The following is a 23,078-nucleotide window of genomic DNA, read 5'->3' as shown; positions in this document are numbered from 1 at the left end:
TCTGTCGGAAAACCTTACTCAATGCTGCTGTCTGTAAGAATGCCAAATCGTTGTTGAAGTATTGGCCCAATCTCTTTAAGCGGACCTTCACTTAACATACTATCGTGGGAACAATTAATATCATGCAAGACGATGTTTCCTTCAACATACTCCCCCCATAAGTGCGGATCATAATTAACATTATCGGCTTCGCTATGGCCTTGTAGTGCCCTAAAGAATACGAGGTCACCTTGAAACCGGCTGGGTGAAAACTCACTGAGCAAACGCGGTGCATCTCGGAATTCGGCAAGAATACGTTCGAAAATATTCTGCTCGAGGCTTGCTAATGGATGCTCGATCTCAGACAGCCGTTTTTTCAAGCCAGCCACGCTTAGCTGCTGCTCGTTTTCAGGTGCCGAACCGGTAAATGCCTCAAACATTGCACGCAGGCTTTCTCGATCGGTGCGTACCATGTCTCGATAAATCTTCCACAACGGATAACCATCCATAAAGATCAGGACATTGACCACTTTATTATCCTTTTGCAGCAAGGTGGCTATTTCATGCGCGAGATGACAACCGAAAGACCAGCCCAGCAATGAGTAAGGCCCCTCTGGCTGGATCTTATAAATCTCTGCCAGATAATTTTTCGCCATGTCATAAATCGATGGTGGTACAAAGCCGGTGCTCAACCTGCGTGCCTGAATGCCATAAAGAGGCTGCTGCTCGCCCAGATACGGGATCAGCCCCGCATAAGACCAACTCAATCCTCCCCCAGGGTGTAAACAGAACAGCGGCGTTTTTTCGCCAGCCGGTTGCAATGGCAGCATGATGTCCAGAATATTGCCACACGGGCTGCTTTCAAGACGCCTCGCCAGCAGTACAACGGTGGGCGATTCAAACAGGTCACGAATAGTCAGCTTCTCATCCAATTCTTTTTCGATACGCACAATCAGCCGTGCCGCCAGCAGTGAATGCCCTCCCAGTGCGAAGAAGTTGTCATCAATGCTGATGTGTTCAACACTCAATAGCTCGCAGAACTGCTCGTAAAGCCATTTCTCGCTTTCAGTCTGTGGTTGGCGGCCTTGCCGCAAACCGAAGTTTGGGTGTGGCAACGTGGCAACATCCAACTTGCCGTTGGCGTTTAATGGCAGTTCTGCCAGCAGCATGACCACAGCAGGCACCATAAAATCAGGTAAATGCTCACGCGCATGCTGTTGCAACAACACCGGTAGATCTTCGGGGCTTGCAAAGGGCACCACATAGGCAACTAATTGTTTATTGCCCGAATTATCCTCGCGCGGAATGACCACCGCTTGCTGCACGGCGGAGTGCTGCTTCAGCACGACTTCGATTTCCCCCGGTTCAATCCGGAAACCGCGAATTTTCACCTGCTGATCGCTGCGGCCAACAAAGTTGAGCACGCCATCACGCCGCCATTTCACCACATCTCCGGTGCGGTACATGCGGCTGCCCGCAGGCCCGAAGGGATCGGCGATAAAGTGTGCCGCACTTTGCCCCGGACGCTTAAGATAGCCACGCGCCAGGCCGCGGCCGGCAATGTATAGCTCCCCTGGCGCGCCAACTGGCACCGGCTGTAAAAATTCATCTAATACATAGAGGCTGGTGTTATCCAACGCGGCACCAATAGGGACGTCCAGATAAGGGGCATCTGTTTTGGCGATGGGGTAATCCGTGGCGTAGGTAGTGGTTTCCGTTGGGCCATAGATATTCATCAATTCAAGATTGGGCCAATGTTCCCGCACCGCCTGCACCGCGCTGGCGGATATCTTTTCACCACCGGTGAATACCTTCTGCAAAGAACCCAGGCATTGCGGATGTTCTTCCGCAATCAGCCTGAATAACCCTGATGTCAGAAATGCGGCGGTTACTTGTTGTTCAACGATGGTCGATGTCAACAGATCCAGATCGAGATCGTTGCCCGGCACGATGACGGCCTGATGGCCGTTAAGCAGAGTGGCCCACAGCTCATAGGTTGAGGCATCAAATGCGTAGGGGGAATGCAACAGAACACGCTGGTGATGCTCGCTGCGCCAGCGCCGATCGAGAGTCAGGGTAATGACGTTATCTTGCGTGGTGGCGATTCCTTTGGGCTGCCCCGTGGAACCTGAGGTAAACATCACGTAGGCCAGATTCTGGGCGCTTACCGGCTCGCTGACCCACGCAACATTGTTCTGGGTACTGGCGTTGACTACGGTTTCCACCTGTAAACTGGCCGGCAAAACCACGCGGCTATGTGTATCATCCACCAACGCAACCTGCATCCCGACTTCATCCACGATATGCTGCCAGCGTTCCAAGGGATCGCTGGTACGCAGCGGCACATAGAACCCTCCGGCCTTAATTACAGCCAATATGGCGATCGCGAGCGACAGCGAGCGCTCCATCAGCAATGCAACGCCATGTTCCGCTTTCACGCCAAGCTGTTGCAGGCGTTGTGCCAAATCATTTGCGCGCGCGTTCAGTTGCGCATAGGTAAGCTGCTCATCACCACAACTCAGAGCAATGTGTTCTGGTACCACCGCCACCTGTTTTTCAAACAGGCAGGCCAGCGACGCCATCGGCACTTTCTGTTCCGTGGCATTCCACTCGGTTATCATTTTGTATTGCTGCTCGGCAGTTAACAGTGGAATATTCGCCACTGGTGTGGCTGGTTCTTCTGCAATGAACGACAGCAATCGAACAAGGTACTGCGCGAGCGCCACCACCGTATCGCGATCAAACAGATCGACGGCATACTCAATCTGGGCATTGAGTGCACACACCTCACCATCATCGCTATAGACCTCATCAAAATTGAACGTCAGATCGAATTTGGCAGGGACAAAACCAACCGGCTGCGGTTTCGCCTGCAAATTGGCAAATTGCCGGGTGTTGTCGCCGTTATTTTGCAATACCAACATTACCTGGAATAACGGATGTCGTAAGGCAGAACGCTCAGGGTTAAGCGCTTCTACCACCTGATCAAAAGGCACATCCTGATTTGCATAGGCAGAAAGCATGAACTCACGCACGCTGGCAAGCAACTGATTAAATTCAGGGTTACCCGCGCAATTTACTCTCAGCACCAGCGTATTGACAAAGAAGCCAATCAAATTGTCCATAGCTTCGTCGACTCGCCCGGCAACACCTGTGCCCAGCGTAATATCATCGCCAGCCCCCATCCGGCTAAGCATGACGGCGACTCCGGTTTGCAGCAACATAAATGGCGTTACGCCCTCATCACGCGCCAGTTTTTTCAGGCGGCCATAAAGCGCTTGGTCAATCGCATAGCTGACCCGGGCACCTTGTTGACTCGGTACGGATGAACGCGGGCGATCGGTAGGTAGATAAATTTCCTGGGGCGATCCTGCCAGTGCGCTACGCCAGAATTCGATTTGCTGTACGCCGCGCGTGGAGGCATCCTGCACATCCCCCAATAGTTGGCGCTGCCATAGCGCGTAGTCGGCGTATTGCACGGTTAGTGGCGCCCACTTCGCTTCCTGGCCCACGCAGCGCGCCTGATAGGCCAAAGACAGATCGTGTAACATTGGCCCTAACGAACCGCCGTCACAGGCAATGTGGTGAATGACCAGCAGCAGCACATGTTCGTTCTGGTCCGGTAAGTGGAACAACCACCCACGCAGCGGTAAATCATTTGCCAGATCGAACTGCCAAGCGGCAGCTTTGTCGATGCTTTCCTGCAGCTCCTCCGGTGTCACATTGCCGATGATCAGAGACGGTGCCACGCTATCAGGCGCTAGAATATGCTGATAAGGCTGATCAAGATGCAGAGGATATAGCGTGCGCAGAACCTCATGGCGCTGTACCAGATCGCCCAATGCCTGGCGCAATGCTTCATCATTGAGCGGCCCATTCAGCTTCAGGGCAAGCGGCATATTATACGCGGCATGATCGTTGCCAATGTTATCCAACAGCCACATTCGCTGCTGGGCAAAGGAAAGGGGTAAATATTCCTCACGGGCCTGGCGCGTGAGCGTTTCACGGCGTTGAGTGCCCTTTATCGCCAACTGCTCGGCAAACTGCGCCACGGTTGGGTAATCAAACAGTGTGCGGATCGGTAACTCAATGGCTAATACTCTGGATACACGGCTAATCAGGCGCATCACTAACAGCGAGTGGCCGCCCAACGCAAAAAAGTTGTCGTCCATGCCTACCGTTTCCAGCCCCAGCACCTCGGCAAACAACCCTGCCAGAATTTCTTCCTGCGCCGTGCGCGGCTGGCACCGTCTGCCGCCATGGTTGAAGTCTGGCACCGGTAATGCGCGTTTATCCAGTTTCCCATTGACCGTCAAAGGGAAACGCTCAATCTGAAGGATGGCCGCAGGCACCATATAGTCAGGGAGTTTTGCCGCCACGCGGTGGCGCAGTGCCGCCGTGTCAATAGCAGCGTCACTGTCGCTGGTGATATACCCCACCAATTGTGGATTGCCAGGCTGATCTTTACGCATCAGCACCACGGCTTGGGTGACCTGCGGGTCATCCGCCAGAGTCGCTTCAATTTCGCCCAGCTCAATGCGGAAACCACGTAGTTTCACCTGCTGATCGGCTCGGCCTATATAGATCAGCCCGCCTTCTGGCGATCTGAAGGCTAAATCGCCCGAACGGTACATACGGGAACCCGGTTCACCATACGGGTCGGCGACAAAGCGCTCGGCGCTTAACCCCGCGCGGTTCAAGTAACCGCGCGCTAGCCCGGCACCAGCAATGTACATTTCCCCTTCAACACCTATAGGAACATAGCGCAAAGCGTTATCCAACACATAGATACGCAGATCGGGGATCCCAACACCAATCGGGCTACCCGACTGGCTGCGCATCATTGCCGGAGTCAGCGCCTGATAGCTGACGTGCACGGTTGTTTCGGTAATGCCATACATGTTGATTAATTCAGGCGCTGCCGAATCGTGGCGTTGGTACCAACGTTCAAGCTGGCTGAGATCCAGCGCTTCCCCACCGAATACCACTTTGCGCAGCGTCAGTGGATATTTCTTCTCGCGATCGCTTTGATCCGCTTCTATCAATTGATAGAAGGCAGAGGGCGTCTGGTTTAATATCGTGACTTTCTCTTCGCTCAGTAGCTTGAGGAATGCCTGAGGATCGCGGCTCACCATAAACGGTACGATGACCAGCCGCCCGCCATATAACAATGGCCCCCAGATTTCCCACACTGAAAAATCAAAAGCATACGAATGGAACAGGGTCCAGACGTCATTACGGCCAAAATCGAACCACGATTGCGTTGCTGTAAAGAGCCGTAACACGTTTTCGTGCGGGATCAGCACCCCTTTCGGGTTCCCCGTAGAGCCAGAGGTGTAAATGATATAGGCCAGGTTTGCCGTACTAACTGGGCGTAAAAGTTCATCGGGTTGAAGATCCCGTTTGCTGAACGGCACCAGGCGCTGCTGATATTCAGGAATATCAACCACCAAATCAGACGTGGAGCCGCTTAACGAGCCGGCATTTTCTGCGTTGGTGATGATAAGCGTCGGTTTGGCATCTGACACGATAAAACCAAGCCGTTCGGCAGGGTTATGGAGATCCAGTGGTAGATATGCAGCGCCAGCTTTTAATACGGCTAACAACGCAATCAGTGTCTCCATCGAACGTGGCAACGCCAATGCCACGACATCCTCAGTGCCAATGCCGCGGTTCACCAAATAACGAGCCAACTGATTGGCCCGCTGATTAAGTTCGCCATAGCTCAGGCGATCGTTGCCCAAGCTCAGCGCAATCGCATCCGGCGTTTCGTACGCGCGTTTTTCAAACATTCCGTGGAGCGTATCGGCTGGCAATGATGCCAGCACAGGGTAAGGTTGAACCATGGCCTGAACTTCTTGCGCCAGCAGCAGCGGTACGCTGCCAATAATCGTCTGCGGATCGTCAATGATGGCATGCAGTATCAGCATGAAGCGCTCGGCCAGGTTTGCCACAGTTTGATCGTCAAACAGGTCTGGCAATGAGCTGAAGCGCAGGGCTAGCGTTTCACCCGGAACCGCCACCAACCCAAGCGGGTAATGCGAGGCATCCCCGCCATGGTGCACCGTTAGCGAGATGTTCAGCTCGGTATCAGATTGCTCACTGCTGCCTTCTATGAGCGGGTAGTTCTCGAACACCATCAAGGTATCAAACAGCTCGCCATAACCGGCATCCGCCTGGATGGTCGTCAGGTCAAGATATTGGTAATCAAGCAACCGGGTTTGCTCTGCCTGTAGGCGTTGCAAAAGCGTAGTAAACGTCTCCGCCAGGCTGAACGTCAGGCGTAATGGCACGGTATTGATTAGCAACCCAACGATGCTTTCCACGCCGGGCAATTCACCTGGCCGGCCGGAAACCGTGACGCCGAACACTACATCGCTGCGCCCCGTCATTCCTCCCAGCAGCACGCCCCATGCGGCCTGGATCAATGTATTTACCGTCACGCCAAGCTGTTTGGCGCGTAAGTTCAGCCGCTGCGTGTATGCCACATCCAGATGCTTATGCAACAGATTCGGTTGCAGATTTTCCGTGGTGCGCCCCTTTGCCAGGCAAGTTGGTGCCGCCAGGCCACTTAGCGTTTCGCGCCATACGGCTCGCATTTCGTCAACATCACGCGCCGCAATCCATTGCAGATAGTTGCAATAGGGGGTGATCGGCGGCAAGGTGCTGCCTTGCGCATCACCCAGATACAGAGTGCATAACTCTTGCAGCAGGATAGGAATTGACCAGCCATCCAACAACAGGTGATGGTTGGTAAAGACCAGATAATGCTGCTGTGCCGCCAGTTTGACTAGGGTGAATCGCAGCAACGGCGGATCGTGCGGATCAAAGCGCTCATCATAATCGGTCTGTAACAGCGCGGCGAATGCTGGCTGTTGCTGCTCTGGTGATAGATGGCTCAAATCCACCTCACGCCACGGCAACGGTAGCCCCACCAAGATCAGTTGCACCGGCGTTTCTACGTCTTCGTACTCAAACCCCGCGCACAAGTGCGGGTGACGTTGTAGTAAGGTTGTGACAGCCTGTTTCAGCTTTTGGCTATCTAAAACGCCAGCAAACTGGAAAACCTGTTGCACCTGATACGCATCACTGCCTTGGGTATCGTACAACATATGGAACAACAGACCTTTCTGTAATGGCGATAATGGTAGTATCTCTTTAATTTCCATATTTATTTCTTCTTCTTCCACTTGGCTTGAAGTTTTTCCAAGCTATTCTGTTTAAGCGATAGCATCGTGATGTCCGATGGTGTGAATCCCCCCGCGTCAGGTACCGTAGAAAGCTGCGACATTGCTTTTAGCCAACGGAACCAATGGTTACCCAACACGCTAATACTCTTTTCCGTGTGCAGCGCTCTGGCCCATGACCAGTTGGAAACCAGAACCGGCCCTTCCGATCGCTCTTCTACCAACGCATTGAGTGAAAGCGCATGAGGGAGCGCAAAATTGTCATCAGCCGTTATATCCAGCAGATTCGCCTCTGCGACCACCTGCCAGTCACGATCGCCACCCGCAGCCATGCGGCCCAGATAGTTGAAGCCAATCTGGGCCTGCTGCTGCTGTGACAAAATTGGCCGTGTTTGCAAATTCAGATAGCGTAGCAACCCATATCCAAGACCGTTCGCAGGCACTTGGCGTAGCTGCTCTTTGATGCGTTTTAGCGCATGACCTAATGAATAAGGGTCTGCCATCTGCGTAGCGCCCGGTTCGAGCCGCACAGGATACATGTTGGTGAACCAGCCAACAGTGCGCGACAGCTCCGTGCCGGGAAGTTCTTCACGCCCGTGCCCTTCAAGATCCAGCAGGACATCCGTCTGTGAAGTTTGCCGCCAGTCATTAACGGCCAGAGCAAAGGCGCAGAGCAGCACGTCGTTGATACCGGCATGGAAGAGCGCCGGTATCGTCCCCAACAACGGTTGGGTAAACGCCGCCGGCAACTCAAGCCGCAATGAATCGCTGGCCGCAACGGTGTCTTGCGCCCCGTCTAGCAGGCGGGAAGTCAGCAACGTATCCGGCTTCGCCAGCACCGTTAGCCAGTGATTCAGTTCGTTACTCCGCGCATTGGCCTCTTGCTGCAATTGATACGCCCACGCACGGAAAGAGGTACCCACCGGCAACGGATCCGGCGTTTTCCCCGCGCTCAGGGCTGCCCAGATGTTTTGCAAATCCGGCGCTAAAATACGCCAAGAGACACCGTCCACCACCAAGTGGTGAAGCACCAGCATCAGCCGGCCAGGCTGCCCGGCGGATGCGCGGAACCAAACCGCCTGTAGCATTTTGCCCGCCGCCGGATCGAGGCGCTGTTTTGCGCGTTGGCTTTCTGCCTTGATGCAGCGTTGTAGTTCCGCCAGCGTGAACGCCTGGCAATCCACAATGCTCAATGCGCCATCCACGATGTCTGACATCATTGGCGGAATGGTCAGCAGGACATCACCGCTCGTGGAGCGATTCGCCACCAGGCGCAAGGCATCGTGCTGCTCTAACAGCAGCGTCAGCATCTGCCTGAGTTGTTTCTCATCCAGATGCTCCGGCGTTTGCAACAACGTTGCCTGGCTGAACCCGTTGATGTTACCGGGGTTTTCCATCAACCAATGGATAATTGGTGTAACGGGTAATTCACCTACCGCGCAAATCCGCGTTTCAGCAACCGTGGTAATGTTCGCCTGCATTTTTCTGGCCAAGGAAGCAACGGTTTTGTGCTCAAAGACCTGGCGTGGTGTGAATATCCAACCAGCCTGGCGCGCACGCGCGACCAGCTGTATCGCGGTGATACTATCACCCCCCATTTCGAAGAAGCTGCCGTCAATATCAACCTGTTCCACGCCCAATAAATCGGCAAAGAGCGTGCAAAGCAGTTGCTCTTGCGTATTGTGCGGGCCACGGTGATGGGGCTGATGGAAATCAGGCTGCGGCAATGCGTGCCGATCGACTTTACCGTTCGGCGTAACCGGAATTGCCGGCAGCATGACGATGGCCACAGGCACCATATATTCCGGCAGGTGACTACGCAGATATTCGCGTAGTTCTGCGGTATTAACGTCCCCTTCACTCACCACGGCGTAAGCAACCAGTTGGCGAAGCCCCGGCTTATCTTCACGCACGATCACCGTGGCCTGGCTCAGTTGAGGATGCCTCAGCAGCAGGGATTCAATTTCACCCAATTCAATACGGAAACCCCTGATCTTGACCTGATGATCCACACGCCCAGCAAACATCAGCTCACCGTTGGTTTGCCAATAGGCGACATCGCCGGTGCGATACATTCGGCTACCTGCCACGCCAAACGGGTTCGCTACAAAGCGTTCCGCTGTTAAATCCGGGCGCCGCACGTAGCCACGGGCTAGGCTTTCACCTGCGATATACAACTCGCCTTTTACCCCTAGCGCGACCGGTTGCAAACGCTCATCCAGAACATAGACCTGCATGTTGACGATCGGCGTGCCGATAGGCGGCGCTTTTCCAGCCGCCAACGGTTGGCTCATGGTGACGCAGACCGTGGATTCACTTGGCCCGTAGGCATTGATCATCCGGCGCCCCTGGCCCCAATAGTCGATCAGCTCCGGCTGGCAGGCTTCGCCCGCCACCACCAACGTCTCCAACGCAGGCAATGGCTTACGCGGCATAACCGCCAACCCCACCGGTGGCAACGTGGCGTGCGTCACGCCTTGGGCCAGCATCAGTTCATACAGCGGCTCCCCCGGTGACAGCGCATCACGGCCTGCAACGACCAGCGCCGCACCGCTTAACAGCCCCATACTGATATCCCAGAACGAGGCATCGAAGCTCGGTGAAGCAAACTGCAACACGCGGCTTTGCGGCGTAACATGTAATCGCTCGACCATGCTGGCAACCAAGTTGCTGATACCCCGGTGCGTCACCAGAACGCCTTTCGGCAAACCGGTAGAACCAGAGGTGTAGATAATGTAGGCCGCATTATCGATGCTCAACTTCCTTGGCAAAGTAATGCTTTCCGCTTGCTGCCGGGCCAATTGCGTATGCAGCACCGGTTGGTCAATCTGCAAACTGGAATACTGCGCCCCCAGTTTTTGTACGAACGCAGAATCCGTGATGACCAGCGCAGGCTGCGAGTGTTCCAACATATAATTCAGGCGTTCCTGAGGATAATCAGGATCAAGCGGTAAATATGCAGCGCCGGTTTTCAGCGTAGCAATCAGCGCGACAATCAGATCAACCGAGTGCGGTAGTACGATGGCAATGATGTTTTCTGTGCCAACGCCCCTTTCCATCATCAGATTCGCCAACCGGTTAGCCCGTTGATCCAACTGGCTATAAGTCAGCCGTTCGCTTTCCCCCAGCAGGGCAGGCGCATCCGGTGTTGCTTTGGCAAGGGCTTCGAATTGTTCGGCAAACGTCTTGGCCGGCAATTGCCGGGCAGTGTTATTCCATTCGTTGACAATCTGTTGGCGTTCGCGTTCGCTAAATAGCTCCAGCTCATTGATATTGCAGCATGTATTGCAACTGATGGCCGCTAGCATATTAGCGAAATAGCCCGCCAAGCGCTCAGCGGTTTTGCCGTCAAACAAGTCGGTAGCATATTCAACGATGCCGTTTAATGAGGCTGGCGTTTCTTCAAAGTTGAAGGTCAAATCAAACTTCGCCACCGGTAGCAGCGGTGTACCAACGCGGGTGTTCAGTCCATCAAAATGGACCTCGCCACGGGCGTTGTTTTGCAATACCAACATTACCTGGAACAGCGGATGGCGCGACAGAGAACGCTCTGGGTTCAGCGCTTCCACCAAGTTTTCAAACGGCAAATCCTGATGTTCATACGCCTGCAATGCGCTATCGCGCACGCGCGCCAGCAATTGATCAAAGGTCGGATTCCCAGAAACATCGGTGCGCAACACCAATGTATTGGTGAAAAAGCCGATTAGAGGTTCCAGCGCTTCATCGGTACGGCCAGCAATAGCCACGCCCAGTGGAATGTCATGGCCCGCGCCTAACCGGCTCAGCAGCACCGCCAAGGTCGCCTGCAACACCATAAACAGGCTCGCATTTTGCTGCCTTGCTACTTCAAGCAAGCGTACATAGACCTCTGGATTAACTTCAAAACGCCATTGCCCGCCTTGATAGCTTGAACTTTGTGGCCGTGGCCTGTCGGTTGGCAACTGCAACTCTTCCGGCAGCCCATGCAGCACTTCGCGCCAATACTCCAATTGGTGGCTTTGCAGGCTGCCCGTATCACGGGGATCACCCAGCAGTTCGTGTTGCCACAGGGTGTAATCGGCATACTGCACCTGTAGTGGCGCCCAGTTCGGCGCTTGCCCCTGCAACCGAGCATGATACGCCAGCGCCAGATCGCGCAGTAGGGGAGCCAGTGATGCCCCATCGCTGGCGATATGATGCATCAGGAATAAAAGCACATGATGATTCGGTTCAACATGGAACAGCCAGGCCCGGCAGGGGTTTTCATACGCTAAATCAAAGATATATTCTGATGCTGCCAGCACCTCTTCATCTAAATTCTCAGCAAGGACGCGGTGCAACGTCAGTTCGCACTGTGCGTCTTCCCCGCAGGCAATCTGCTGATAAACGTTACCATCCGACCGCTCCTGAAAGCGTGTGTGCAGGCTTTCATGGCGCGCCACCACATCATTCAACGCTGCTGCCATGGCAGGAACGCTCAATTCCCCCTGCAACTCCAGCGTCAACGGCATGTTGTAGAGGGATTTACCCCCTTCAATGCGGTCAACCATCCATAGCCGGCGCTGGGCCGCAGACAACAACAGGCATTCTGGCCTTGGTTTCACCTGCAACGCTGGGCGCAGTGTGCTCCCTTGCCCCAGGCGCTGCGCAAACTGCGCTACCGTTGGTGCTTCAAACAGATCGCGGATGCTGAGGTCCACCTTTAGCGCTTTGCGAACATGGCTGACAAGGCGCGATGCCAACAGGGAATGACCACCCAGATCGAAGAAATTATCGTCGATGCTAACCTGGGACAAACCGAGGACCTCGGCAAACAAGTGACACAGTTTGCTTTCCTGCTCATTGCGTGCGGTTCGCCCGTGGCCAACGTTGAATTCTGGAACGGGTAACACGCGCATATCGACTTTCCCGTTGGCAGTCAGCGGGAATCTCTCTACTACGCTCACAACTGCCGGCACCATAAAATCTGGCAACCGGGCGCTCAGCGTTTGTCGCAGCAATGTGGGTTCACACTGTCCGATTTTTTCGGCAATGACATACGCGGCCAGCTGTTTATTTCCTTTTTGCGGTTCGAAAATGCACACGAACGCCTGGGCAACGCCTTCCTGCTCCAGCAATGTCGCTTCTATCTCGGCAAGCTCGATGCGGAAACCACGTATTTTGACCTGCTGATCGCCACGGTTTAGGTACTCCAGAACCCCTTCCTGCCGCCAACGAACCCAGTCGCCAGAACGGTACATGCGATCGCCACTGCTGCCGAAAGGATTGGCGATAAAGTGTGATGCCGTCAGGCCGGGTTGGTTAAGGTAGCCGTGCGCAAGCCCAGTACCAGCGATATACAACTCGCCAGAAACGCCGACAGGCACGGGTTGCAAGTAGGTATCAAGCACATACACTTGCATATTGTCCAACGGCGTGCCAATAGGCACCGAAGCGCTATCCGGTACGCTATACATAGTATAGGTTGTTGCAAAGGTAGTAGTTTCGGTTGGCCCGTAGCCGTTCATCATTACCAGTCCAGGGCAGCGCCGCATAACGGTTTCGATAGCGGATTTTGGCAATACATCGCCACCGGCGAGTAACAGGCGCACACTGGCCAGGGAAGAGGCGTGGTTTTCCGCCATCAGCCGGAACAGGCCAGCCGTTAGCCACAGGGCGGTTATTTTTTCATTGGCGATGGTCTGCGCCAGCACATCAATATCCAGCTCACCCTTTGGCGCCACCACTAATTGCCCACCGCACAATAGAGGCACCCAAAACTCGTAGGTCGAGGCATCAAACGCAGCAGGGGAATGCAGCAGCACACGCTGATGATCTTCTGGCAACCAGCGGCGATCGCAAGCTAGTGCTATAACGCTTTCCTGGTTTACCGCAATGCCTTTAGGTTTACCTGTTGACCCAGAGGTATACATAATGTAAGCAAGGCTGGAGGGTCCGGCGTTGGTTGTCGGGTTGATTTTTGACCAGCGTTTCCCAGCAGAATCGGCCACGTTGCGTATCACAAAGTGCGCCGTTGGCAGGTGGTTATCGACATCAGTAATCAATACCGCTGCACCTGCGTCATCCAGCATCATTTGCTGCCGTTCCAGAGGATCACTGGCGCGCAATGGCAGATAGGCTGCACCAGCCTTGATCACCGCCAACGTGGCAATGACCTGATCGATCGAATGCGCCATGAGCAACCCGGCGCAAAACGCTTCCGCCCCGGTGAGTTCGCGTAACCGGTGTGCAAGGTGATTGGCCGCGATGTTCAACTGGGCATAGGTTAACGTTTTGCTGCCTTCTTTAACAGCAATAGCGTTTGGTGAACGGGCAACCTGCTGTTCAAACAGCACACCCAACGACAGGTTTGGCAATTCTACGAGCGTATTGTTCCAAGTTTTGAGCAGTTGTTGACGTTCAAACGTATTTAACAAGCAAATTTCACTAATTTTCTCAGTGGGCCTGTTTGTCATAATGTTCAATACACTGAATAAGCGGTCTACAAATCCCGCAACGGTTTGCGCATCGTATAGGTCAGTCGCAAATTCAATATGTCCTCTTAAAAGACCTTGTTGTACATCCTCTTTGAAAACAAACAGGAGATCGAACTTTGCCGTTTTAGTTAATAACTCCTGTTGCTCAATACGTAACGGCAAAAAGATATTGCCCAACGAAAATTCCTCTTCCAGCACCATCATGACTTGAAATAATGGATGCTTAGACGCGGAACGATGTGGGGTTAAAAACTCGACAACTTGCTCAAAAGGCAAATCCTGATGCATATAAGCATCAAGTACTGTTTTACGAACCTGTGCTATCAGGGAGACAAAATCAGGATTACCAGAAAGGTTGGTACGTAATACCAATGTATTGGAAAAAAGGCCAATTAATGGCATTTGGGCTTCATCTGTACGGCCCAAAACGGGAGTGCCTACCGATATATCATCACCGGCCCCCATTCGATGAAGCAGCACGGCAAGAGCCGTTTTTAGAACCATGAACAGACTGGCTTCCGCTTGTAAAGCCAGGCGTTTTAGACCCTGATATATATCCTGAGGAACTGAGAATTTATAGCAATCACCTTTGCTACTTGGCTTCGTGGGCCTAGGTTGCACACTAGCTATTGTTACCTCTTCTGGTAATAACGCTAGCTGGTTACACCAGTAATGCATTTGTTTCGCATACAAACCTACCGATTTTTGCTCATCAGATAGTAATATATGTTGCCATAATGTGTAATCTGCATATTGCACTGGCAAAGGCGGCAGTGAAGAATTTTCTCCTTTCAAGTGAGCCTGATAGTAATGGTCCAAATCATGTAGTAAGGGGGAGATAGAACCACCATCTCCCGCAGTGTGATGGATTAATAGCAAGAATATATGCTGCTCGGGTTTTATCCGATACAACCAAGCTTTAATAGGCAATTCTTTATCAAGCCTGAAGATATAACCAACCTGCTGAGTTAACTCTTTTGTAATTTGAGACTCATCCAACTCGTGAACATGCAATGAGAACGAGATTTCTTCCATCGATACAATATATTGGCATGGTATATCATCCTGTAGGGTCAGATAAGTACGCAAACTTTCGTGCCGTTTCACTACATCAGACAGCGCTGTTGAAAGTGCGATGGTATCCAATTCACCATAGATGCGTAATGCCATAGGCATATTATATGCACTGCTCTCATTAATCTGTCCCTGTAACCACAGACGTTGTTGGGCAAATGACATTGGCAAGATATTTGGTCGTGACTGGGGGGTCAGTTTTTCTCGTAGAGAATATTTTTTGCCTGTGTCAGCTATAACCTTGGAAAGCTCTTTAACCGTTGGAGATTCAAAAATAGCTTTTAGAGGTAATTCAATATCTAACTGAATGCGTAAACGAATAAGTAACTGTATTGCTAGTAGAGAATTTCCACCAAGATTGAAGAAGCTATCATTAATACCTATCGACTCAAATCCTAAAACCTCCTCAAAGATTTTGCATAAGATTTTTTCCTGGGATGATTCTGGTAAAACTCGCTCACCTGACTTGAATATCGGTGCTAGCAAAGCGTGGCGGTCTATTTTACCATTCGGCATCAGTGGAAAACTATCCACTATCATAATAACTGCCGGCAGCATATAGTCAGGTAGGTGTTTTTTCAGCCATTTATTTAATTCTTCCGACGAGCAAGAATTGGGTTTGCGCAAAACAACATAGGCTACCAAATATTTGTTGCTGATACTTTCTTTTCCGTACGCAATGACTAGCGCATTCTTTATTAATGGTGATTTCAGGAATGTATTTTCAATTTCTCCCAACTCAATTCGATAACCACGAATTTTTACTTGATTATCGACACGCCCCAAGAAATTGACATTCATATCACTTCCCCAGCAAGCCAGATCGCCGGTACGATACATACGCTGCCCAGCGGTTCCAAAAGGATTTGCGACAAATCGCTCGCTGGTCATAGCGGAGAGGTCTAAATAGCCAAGAGCCAATCCATCACCTGCTATATATAGTTCTCCGGGATATCCTACTGGCACAGGCTGAAGAGCCGTATCAAGGATATAGATCTGCGTATTTAGTATTGGTAAACCAATAGAATTTGGCTGCACAGACTTTGCCGTCAGTTCATGTAAAGTAGACCAAATGGTGGTTTCAGTAGGACCATAAACTTGAATGACTCTATGTGCTAGAGACACCATACGTTCAGCCAGATTCTTAGGCAACGAATCACCACCAACGATTGCGGTGAGGTTACTCAATGAGTTTGGCTGATACTCAACCAATCCTTGCCACAAAGCGGGCGTGCCTTGCAAATGAGTTATGTTATTTCGGACGATTTCCGATGCCAATAAATTAGGATCCCGTGTAGTGTCATGAGACGCTAACGCTATTGAAGCTCCATTAACTAATGGTAAGAATATTTCCAAACCTGCGATGTCAAAACCAATCGTTGTAACAGCGAGTATTCGGTTGCTAGGTTTTATTTGCAGTGACATTTGCATTGCGTAAAGAAAATTAGTAAGCGAATGGTGTGTAATCACTACTCCCTTAGGATTCCCTGTCGATCCTGATGTAAACAAGATATACGCAGCTTGATTAGCAGTAGTGACTACTCTAATAGGGTTGTGAATTGATTGAGAATTGACTAATAAGGAGATATTGATATCATCTAATTGTATCTGAAGAGCATCTAAACAAAAGTTAAAATTAACATTAATTGACGTCAATACAATTTTCGGTTTTGCGGTTTCAATAATATATTTCAGACGTTCTTCAGGATAATCAGGATCTAACGGTATATATGTTGCACCTATCTTCGATATAGCTAACAATGCTACAATTAAATCAACGGTCCGAGGTAATAGTAACGCTACGGTGTCATTAGGGAGAAAATGTTGACTTAATAAATAATGACCCAGCTTGTTTGAGCTTGCATTAAGTTGAGCGTAAGTTAAAGAAATATCACCACAATATAACGCTGATTTATTTGGGGATTTTTTTACTTGATCTTCAAAACGATCAGCAAGTGTTAACGAAGGGATTGATGCCAGAGTTTTATTATTAATAATTTCTAAATTTCTATATTCATTATCATTTAGCAATAACAACGAACCAATGGTAGCATCTTGATTTGTTAACAAATCATAAAAAACTTTCAACATCCGAGAGGTATGTTCAGACAACTGTTCTGGAGAATACAACTCACTATTTGCATCAAATCCAAGGGTCAAAGGAACTTCTTTATTATAATCAAAGAAAAAAATGTTGAGATCAGAAACAGGTCCATTTGCAATATTGCAAGGTAGTATTTTACTTTGATGAAAATATCCACCATTATCAAAGCTTTCAACGTTTATACTTATTCGATATAATGATTCACCACTATTAATTATTTTTAAATCACGACACAGATCTTCATATCTATATTTTTGATGACGTAAGACCGTCATGATTTGTCTCGCTGCTCTGGCTAAAACCGTCTTCAAATCCAAATCTGGCGAAAGTATTAATCGCATTGGAAGTATATTTGCCATCAGTCCTGGTATAATACGTTCTTTCCTTCCAAGCCTTCCTGTTACTGGTAAACCGACTATGACTTCAGAAAGTCCCGTCATGCGATGCAAGTAAACGCAAGTTATGGCAATAAGCAAGTTAGGTAATGTGCAATTCATTTCTTTTGATTTTTTATGCAGCAGGTCAGTTAATTCATAACCCAAACTCACACGATGACGTATTATAGTTCTTAAAGGAGGAGCTATTCGATTCGCTAGGCTAGCAGGAACAGGAATATCAGCAAATAGATTTAACCAGTAATCACGGTCACAAATAAATCTGGAAGAATTATGATAATCAATATCACCATCAATAAGTTCCTTAAATTTACCGAATGGTGAAGGAGGAGGAGAACCATCAATAAAAGAAGCGTTATATAAACTTATGACACGTTGAATAATGAGTGATGCCCCCAAACCATCCATAACTATATGATGATAACAGTGGAAATACAAAAATTTATTTTCTGCTATTTTTATTAGTAATATTTCGAATGGAAGCTTCTCACAAATATCAAAAGATTGCTCCGTTCTTGCCATTAAGAAATTTTTAGCTTTCTGGAGTGCAATTTCCTCTCGAAAATCGCTGTAATCAATAATTTTTGGTTCATAGTTATTTATAGAAAAAAACTTCTGTTTAATACAATTATCAAATTTATAAAAACGAGAGTGTAAAGCCTCAGCTTCTTCTACTGTTTTTCTAACCGCCTCAGAAAAATATTCAACATTTATATCACCATCAATTATAAAATATTCGCTTATATTATTTATTGACTTATTTTCTATAATTTCGTTGAATGACCAAATTCCGAACTGCGCAGATGTTAAATTACAATATCCATCCTTATTCATATATAGTCTGCCTTAGCTACAAATGTTATAGGGATAATGTTTTTGTTTGGTGGTTTCGCATAGTAAGCGCAACATAATTAAGCTACGAGTAAACAAGTTCGTATCCCTTTAAATAGTTCATTTGGGGTTTTGTCACCATGAGTCTTTCGGGGACGATTATTTAATTCTAAACCGTTATCAAACGTCATTGTTTTAACCATTTGTTTTAACGGGTATAAAGCCCTCACTGTGTCTTCAGTTACTTCTGATGCTTGTTTTCCGTTCAGTTTGATAATGATTATATAGAGTGTCTTACGTTCAACCAGCGTTGATAATACACTTTTTTTATCTTTTCCTATTATCACATCACCTTCCCAATCACCAATTCATGCTTTTTTATCAACGATTTCTGGGCGTTCATTAATACTGACTTTGTTTTTAATTTTTCCCCTTCTTTCATAACAGCCATACCGTTTACGATACGGTTTACTGGCAATTCTGAGATATTGCCATAAGTCACCTCTATCCATTTGATCTTTATAAATCAATCTATAAATGGTCTCATGATGCAAGGATATCCCTTCATACTTCCTTAGATAGTCAACCACCTGTTCAGGACTTAAATCTTGACAAATTAGCCGCTTTATCCATTTTTTTATTCCTTTGGTCACTTTTGTGACTTTCTTAGCAAAATAACAGCAAGATCCTCCTGAAGATGAGCCTGTTTCGGACAATATTCTTTTACTTTCTGATTTTTTTCAGCTCTCTGCTACTGGTTGATAAGTTTCGATTAAGTGATTGAGCAATGAAACGTTGTGAAAAACCCGCTTTTTTTAAACTAAAAATCGGGTATCTTTCTGCTTCGGTCAGCTGTTTATAAATCATAGTGCATTTTTCTGTGGCGGAAAATATGCCTACTATAGTAACTGACCACCCTTCTGAAAAATTGCACTTATTAGTCGAATCCGCCTTTTCTAATTTATTTCACTGCAAACTTTTCAGCCTCATATCTTTCCAATTACTCTCTACAAAACCCAAACAATTCTCACGTTTTTCTGGTCCGTAGATAACTTGCCAACCAGCAGGTACTGCGATGAATACAGGCCATAACGAGTGTTGATTTTCATCATTTATTAATACAAAGAAATCAAGAAATTCATTTTCAAATGGATTGCTCAAAACATAAATCCTCAGTTTAGTTCATGATTTAAAAAATATTATGTATTAACTTTGACAAGTCAATAAAAAATATTTGTTTCGTGACAAAAGCCACATTTATGATTATTTTATATTTTAAAAAAGTTGTAATACACAATGAAATAACACACTCACTGTAAAGACAAATATTGAATAAGATATTATTCACATCATATAATCTAGTGATTAATTTTATTTTTTATGATTAATTGGATTAAGGAGAGCATAAAAAACGTTAGGTATTATTCTATGCTGTAATCACTTCGGTTAGATGGTTTTTTGTTTCTTCTCCCAATTTTACTCCCGGATACCAACGCTCAAATTGTGCCTCTAGCTCACCGTTTAATACGGCCGTTCGCGTTTTCAATAAATAATGAATGCCTTATTAGCTCCATTGCATTTGTTGCTGATAAAGCCTCTTTTTATCTCTCTATACTTTGATCAGTTGATCTGACTCTGATGTAGGAATAACGCATGTTTCCCTTGGCAGTTAACTTTTGGTCGGTTAAATCTAACTGCACCGAGAGCATCTATGAAAGGGCAGATATCTCTGGTTGTCGTAGTCTCATCAGCATTCATTATGGCACCAAGGTTTTATTCCTTTCATCTGCTAATGTGGCACCAGGCATTCCATTACCGGCTAAACAAAATGGGGATTTGATGACAGGCGTGTTGAATCGGTTATCTTATTGCCAATCGGTAAAGTGCCCCACACTTTTTTAGGTTCATCAGGTGCAGAACTCATTGAGGTGCGGGCATCCTTGCCCATAGAGACGCCGGATAGATTTAAGCAAACCTACCATTAATCAAAATCAGGGTTGCAAAAACGGGGGGTGACCCTATATTTTATGTCCTCGTCTTAAGTCATGATCGATAACAATCAACTAAAATATCGAATATTTCTGTAAATCCAGAAGGTGTATACCCTATTGATTTCAAGATGCATCGCGACGGCAAGGGAGTGAATCCCCGGGAGCATAGGTAACTATGTGACCGGGGTGAGCGAGTGCAGCCAGCAAAGAGGCAACTTGAAAGATGACGGGTATAAATCTAACAAGCAATAATAAGATGCCGCATTTATTATAATATTTTATAAGTTATATCATCGCCATATTATCTAAAAAGATTATTATTCTGTTATTTCAACGGGTTTTTATTATTTTTACAAAACTCTTTATTTACCTTAATAATTTCATTATTGTTTTGATTTCAGAATGAAAATATATTTCAATAATATAAAATCGGAAAAATAAATTAACATTAAAAATCTCCCTATAATTAAAATAGGGAGATTATACCGTAAATATAGATAATTAAATAAAAAGAAAAACTAACATTGGGGAGCCAAAATCAATTTTTCTTTCCGCCATAAACGGAAAAGAGATATTTTCCTACGCTGTAGCGTGAAGCGGCGAACAAGATAATTTGCTGTTAATTCCAGTGCCAGACACATCACGAAATAAATTAATGCGACAAATAAAAAGACTTCTGTCGGGTAAACCATGCTGCGGTTATTAACCTGAGTCGCCAGAAATGATAGTTCCGCCACGCCAACGATATAAGCCAGAGAGGTATCTTTTATCAGCGCAATCCACTGATTAATAAAGGAGGGTACCATCATACGCAACGCTTGTGGCAAAACAATGTACCAAAGTACCTGCCAACGGTTAAAACCTAACGATAATCCTGCTTGCCACTGACCGGCACTAATCGCAATAATCCCCGCTTTTACCCCATGAGCCAAGTAAGCCGATGTAATCAGCGCCAGAGCACAAACCACCGTGGTAATTTCTGGAATTTCCACACCAAGCATCACAGGCAACAGGAAGTAAGTCCAGAAAATTAGCATAATGACGGGAATTGCCCGGAAAAAGCCCAATACCGCAGCTAACAAGTTAACCCAGAAGCCTTTCAGCATCGCCAAAGCAATACCTGCAACCGTACCCAATACAATAGAAATCGCCCCGGCCATCAAACTGATAACTATTGTCAACGCCGCCCCTTCAAGAGGACCATCAGGAAACGTACCTAACAGTAGATAGCGCCAGTTTTCTGCAATGACTGAAAAATCCATTTTAATGTCCTCTCGTTATAGCTTGTTGTTGACGCCATTGCCCCCAACCTTCCATGACGGCAATGGTGGCGATATACAGCACCGTTGCAACACCGAATGCTTCAAACGTTTTCAATGTTTCGGTTTCTACTTGACGCGAAGCATATGACAGCTCAGCCACGCCAATTGCCATTGTCAGTGACGAGTTTTTCACAATATTCATATATTGCCCTAGCAATGGCGGCGTTGCGATCTTCAACGCTTGTGGCAACACCACATAACGCATTGCTTGCCAGCCAGTGAGTCCTAGTGCATGAGCGGCATATTTTTGCCCACGCCCTATACCGCGGATACCAGCACGTAGCTCTTCCGCTACGAATGGCGCTGAATAGAGGGTTAAACCAATAAATCCAGCCAGGAATTCGAATGAAGGCCAGACCAATGGTAGACCTAACAGGTTGATTTCATGAGGCGTGTTCAGCCAAAGCATCACCTCTTGCGGCAATATTTGCCCTGAGGCGAAATACCAGAAAAACAGTTGCACCAGCAAAGGCGTATTGCGAAATAGCGTGGTGTAAGCAGTTACCGGCCAACGGAGAATTTTCAATTGGCTGTCACGAGCAGCAGCCAATACAAATCCTAGCAAGGTGGAAGCTACAACGGTACAAGCGGATATCCACAGCGTAATCAGGAAACCTTGCCAAAGCCACCCCAAATATTGGGGAGCAAGCAACTGTTCTGTAACAAATAACTCAAACATATCTTACAATTACCAGGTATTACCAATGACAAAGCCCCGCAACAACAAACGAGGCTAGTTACCAAGGGCTTATCACTTATATTAGGACTCTGTTTGCTGCTCCAAAGGCGCAAATTTAAAGTCACCTCGCGGTTGGGCGGATTTGGTTTCCGGGCCAAACCAACGGTTATAAATTTCCGCCGCTTCACCCTCTTTTTCCAGTTTTAGCAAAGTCTGGTCCACCGCCTCAACCAAGCGCTCCTGCCCTTTCGCCGCTGCCACTGCCTGATATTCACGGGTGATGCTAAAAGGAGAGATCTCAAATTCAGCTTTTTGGGCTTCCGGTACATTAGCCAGCAGACCAACTAACTTGGCATCATCCTGCGTGATGGCTTGTACATTGCCGTTACGTAACGCAGCAAAGGCCAGAGGCGTATCGTCATAAGAGATTACCTTGGCTGTCGGATAATGTTCGCGCAATGTAATTTCCTGTACTGTTCCTTTATCAGCACCAATACGTAAGTTTTTAATGTCTTCGGGAGATTTTAAAACACCTTTACGGGCAATAAATTTTTGCCCAGTGGCAAAGTAAGGAATTGAAAAATTAACCTGTTTAGCACGCTCATTAGTGACGGTAAAGTTGGCGGCAATCAAGTCAACTTTCTTTGATGCCAACAAAGGTAAACGGTTTGCCGGGTTAGTCGGACGAAGCTCCAATTTAACACCCAAGTCATTTGCAATCGCATTTGCGATATCTACATCATAACCTGCCAGTTTTTTAGTTTGCGGGTCAATAAAACCAAATGGTGGATTACTGTCGAAAACAGCGATCCGCACTGTGCCGGCTTTTTTAATATCATCCAGCTTATCCGCCTTCGCAGCACCAGTAACCAGTGTTAACCCGGCCAATAACGCCGTAATAAGAACGCGAGATTTCATTAAACACTCCTGACAATAATTAATTCTTTATTAATCATCACAAGCTATCAATTTCACTATAGTGCATGAAATAATATAAAACACTATACTTATAACTATTAACAATCATAAGATAAAAAATGCCGGTAAAAATACCAGCATTC

6 protein-coding genes and 1 pseudogene are annotated in these 23,078 nt (G+C 47.9%); all 7 read right to left on the bottom strand.

Going from position 1 to position 23,078, the window contains the following annotated elements; all coding sequences use genetic code 11:
* Nucleotides 1-14: 14 nt before the first annotated feature.
* Entirely contained in the window at nucleotides 15-7,169 is a 7,155-nt protein-coding gene (gene pttC / locus ACGF5R_RS05295; RefSeq protein WP_387690004.1) for a phototemtide A non-ribosomal peptide synthetase PttC, read from the bottom strand.
* Nucleotides 7,151-18,028, bottom strand: a complete 10,878-nt coding sequence (gene pttB, locus ACGF5R_RS05290) for a phototemtide A non-ribosomal peptide synthetase PttB (RefSeq protein ID WP_387690002.1) — start codon at nucleotides 18,026-18,028, stop codon at nucleotides 7,151-7,153. Before pttB ends, pttC begins: the two co-directional genes overlap by 19 nt.
* Before the next feature lie 77 nt (nucleotides 18,029-18,105).
* Nucleotides 18,106-18,892 (bottom strand): annotated as a pseudogene (locus tag ACGF5R_RS05285) (IS30 family transposase).
* A gap of 99 nt (nucleotides 18,893-18,991) precedes the next feature.
* Nucleotides 18,992-19,195, bottom strand: a complete 204-nt coding sequence (gene pttA / locus ACGF5R_RS05280; RefSeq protein ID WP_232832414.1) for a phototemtide A NRPS accessory protein PttA — start codon at nucleotides 19,193-19,195, stop codon at nucleotides 18,992-18,994.
* Nucleotides 19,196-20,534: 1,339 nt separating this feature from the next.
* The gene (locus ACGF5R_RS05275; RefSeq protein ID WP_112879597.1) at nucleotides 20,535-21,278 is read right to left on the bottom strand and encodes an amino acid ABC transporter permease; all 744 of its coding nucleotides are present in this window, start codon (nucleotides 21,276-21,278) and stop codon (nucleotides 20,535-20,537) included.
* 1 nt (nucleotide 21,279) lies between these two features.
* Nucleotides 21,280-22,017 (bottom strand): amino acid ABC transporter permease, encoded by a 738-nt coding sequence (locus ACGF5R_RS05270; protein ID WP_262980927.1) that lies wholly within the window; start codon nucleotides 22,015-22,017, stop codon nucleotides 21,280-21,282.
* 81 nt (nucleotides 22,018-22,098) lie between these two features.
* Nucleotides 22,099-22,935 (bottom strand): ABC transporter substrate-binding protein, encoded by an 837-nt coding sequence (locus ACGF5R_RS05265; RefSeq protein ID WP_112879599.1) that lies wholly within the window; start codon nucleotides 22,933-22,935, stop codon nucleotides 22,099-22,101.
* Nucleotides 22,936-23,078 lie beyond the last annotated feature (143 nt).

The organism is Photorhabdus sp. RM71S (assembly GCF_042879355.1).
Classification (GTDB): Bacteria; Pseudomonadota; Gammaproteobacteria; order Enterobacterales; family Enterobacteriaceae; genus Photorhabdus; species Photorhabdus kayaii.
Note: the sequence above shows the minus strand (reverse complement) of the source record. Positions and strands in the feature narration are given on the sequence as shown.